General features: G+C 72.3%; 3 protein-coding genes. All 3 read right to left on the bottom strand.

Annotation, left to right across the window (positions count from 1 at the left end; genetic code table 11):
• Positions 1–237: hypothetical protein (locus ACFW1A_RS39890; RefSeq protein ID WP_380418534.1), on the bottom strand; the 237-nt coding region annotated here is incomplete at its 3' end.
• 246 nt (positions 238–483) lie between these two features.
• Entirely contained in the window at positions 484–1,215 is a 732-nt protein-coding gene (locus ACFW1A_RS39895; RefSeq protein WP_380418536.1) for a pyridoxamine 5'-phosphate oxidase family protein, read from the bottom strand.
• 10 nt (positions 1,216–1,225) lie between these two features.
• On the bottom strand, positions 1,226–2,494 hold the full coding sequence (locus ACFW1A_RS39900; RefSeq protein ID WP_380418539.1) for a globin domain-containing protein: 1,269 nt from the start codon (positions 2,492–2,494) through the stop codon (positions 1,226–1,228).
• Between the last annotated feature and the right edge of the window lie 141 nt (positions 2,495–2,635).

Below are 2,635 nucleotides of genomic sequence, written 5' to 3' on the forward strand. Positions count from 1 at the left end.
CGCCACCTGATGCGGCTTCAACTCCCGCGAGCCCTTCGGCTCCGCCACCACCGGCGGCTTCGCCGAGGCGCCGGCGTTGTGCCCGGCCACCTTCGGCGACTTCGGCAGCGGATCCGCCGCCCAGACCTTCCCCTTGTAGTGGTACCCGCCCACCACCGTCTCCGCGTGCGCCATCGGCGCCACCATCGACAGTGCTGCCACCAGCGAGACGGTGACCAGGCTCTTCCGGCCCGTCACCCGCCCCCGGGCAGCAGAAAGCCACCTGCTTGTTGCGCGCATGCGCTTCTGAACCCCCATGAAACCGATGCAAACCGGTCAAGAACGTGACCGTCGGTGAAGGGACCTGCACACAGGACCCGACCGAACCGTACGGGTCACTGATCACATGGGGCAACTAACTCTTCATCAACCTCTCATGTCACACTCGTCACATCAGAAACATCGGGGGAAGCGGCGGCTGACGCACCGCCGACTCCGCACCGGTCAGGCCCGCCGCACCCCGAACCGCCAGGCGCGCCGCGGCGGCGGGACCCGCACCGGCTCCCGCTCCCCGTCGGCCGCCGCCGAGGCCGCGGCCACCGACGCCGCGGCGGCCGGTGCCGCCCAGCTCGGCCGCGCCGGGGTCGGCGGCACCGGCTCGACGTGGAAGAACTCGGCGTCCCGCACCCGCTCCAGCCGCGGACGCGGGGCGGGCACCAGGTGCGGGATGTGCTTGGAGCAGTGGATGTACGCCTCGTCCACGCTCACGTGCACCCAGAACTCCACCTTCCGCCCGGGCGCGGTCTCCACCGGGAGCTGCGGGTGGGCCAGCCGCAGCGCGGAGTCGGGGCGCAGGTGGGCGGTGCCGTTGACGTGCAGGCCCAGGTGCTCGTGGGTGAAGTCCATGAAGAGCAGGCCGAGGTGCGGGTTCTCGGTGATGTTGCCGGCGCTGGCCAGCACGCCGTTGCCCTTGTACTCGGGGTAGGCCAGCGTGTGGTCGTCCAGCACCTGGACGAAGCCGGGCGGCCCGGCCCGGAAGCTGGCGTCGCAGGCGCCGCCGGAGTCGGCGCTGGCCAGGAAGACCATCGACTGCTTGGCGATGAAGTCGCGCATCTGTGCCGTCAGGTGCGGGCGGACCTGACGACGGTAGAACTCGGCGGCCCGGTCGGCCGTGCCGTGCTCGCGCTGCAGCTGGTGCTCGCCCGCCGAGCCGAAGTGCTGGTGTGGCTGGGTCACGGGGGCGTCCTCAGGTGGTCGGTTCTTCGAGCGTGACGAACGGGTCGTGGTGGATCCGCTCCAGCGGCATCCCGGCGCGCATCAGCACCCGGCCGGCCGTCACGATCATCGGGCCGGGGCCGGCCAGGTAGGCGTCGTGCCGGTCCCACGGGCCGGCCTCGGCGAGCACCTTGGGCAGGTAGCCGGGGCCCTCGTGCGCGTCCTGGTCGGCGATCGCGGCCCGCACGTGGAGCCAGCGGTGGCGCTGCCCCAGGCTGAGCAGCTCGTCCAGCCCGTACAGGTCCGCGGCGGTGCGGCTGCCCAGGAAGACGTCCATCCGGCGGCGCACCCCGTCCAGCGCGGCCTGCTCGATCAGCGCCCGCACCGGGGCCAGGCCGGTGCCGCCGGCCACGCAGACCACGTCGCGCGGCGAGCGGGGGTCCAGCACCATGTCGCCCTGCGCGGGGCCGAGCCGCACCGTGTCGCCCACGGCGGCCCGGCGCACCAGCGCGTTGCTGACCCGGCCGCCGGTGACGGCCCGGACGTGGAAGGTCAGCGTGCCGTCGGGTCTGGGCGCGTTGGCGGGCGAGTAGTAGCGCCAGACCCGCGGGGCCCACGGGGTCTCCATGCTGACGTACTGTCCGCCGGTGAACGGGAACGGGTGGTCGGGGCGGACGGTGAACTCGGCCAGGTCCTGACCGTGTCGGCGGTGCGCCACGATCCGCGCCTCCCAGGCGGCGGGGTTGACCCTGGCGTCCGCCTCGGCGGCCTGGTCCATCACCTCGGCGACCGTGGTGTACGCCCGGGTCCAGGCGGCGGCCACCTCCGGCGTCCAGGCGGGGCCGGCGAAGTGCTCCAGGGTGGCCAGCAGGACCTCGCCGACCGCGCCGTAGTGCGCGCTCCGGGTGCCGAACTTGCGGTGGTCGCGGCCCAGGTGGGAGCAGAACGCGACCAGGTTCGCCGGGTCGTCCACCAGCTCCACGATCATCAGCAGCGCGCGCACCAGCCGGTCCTGCTGCGGGTTCAGGTCGGGCGGGAAGAGCTCGCGCACCTGCGGGTAGCGGTTGAACAGGGTGCTGTAGAAGAAGACCGGCAGCTGGTCCGCGTACGGGGCGACCAGGGCCGCGCTGGCCCGGATCAAGGCGGCGTCCTGCTGCGGGGGCGGGGCCGACCGCGGCCCGGCGGGCTGCTGCGGCGGCACCCGGGGCGACGCGTCGACGGATGGGGCGGTGTGACCGGCGTTCGCCTCCTGCTCCGGCGTCATGATCCCGGCGGTGGAGCGTTTGGCGCGGAACTTCACGGTAGTGCTCTCCTGTCCAGCCCAACCCCCGAGGACTGTCTGACCTGCGGCTTCCCTGTCATGACCTGGCATGAATGGGTCAGATTGTGCCCATGAGTACTGGAAAGAATGCAAGCAGTCACTGGTGAAACTCTTGTGAAA

Origin of the sequence: Kitasatospora sp. NPDC058965 (assembly GCF_042741245.1) — a bacterium.
Classification (GTDB): Bacteria; Actinomycetota; Actinomycetes; order Streptomycetales; family Streptomycetaceae; genus Kitasatospora.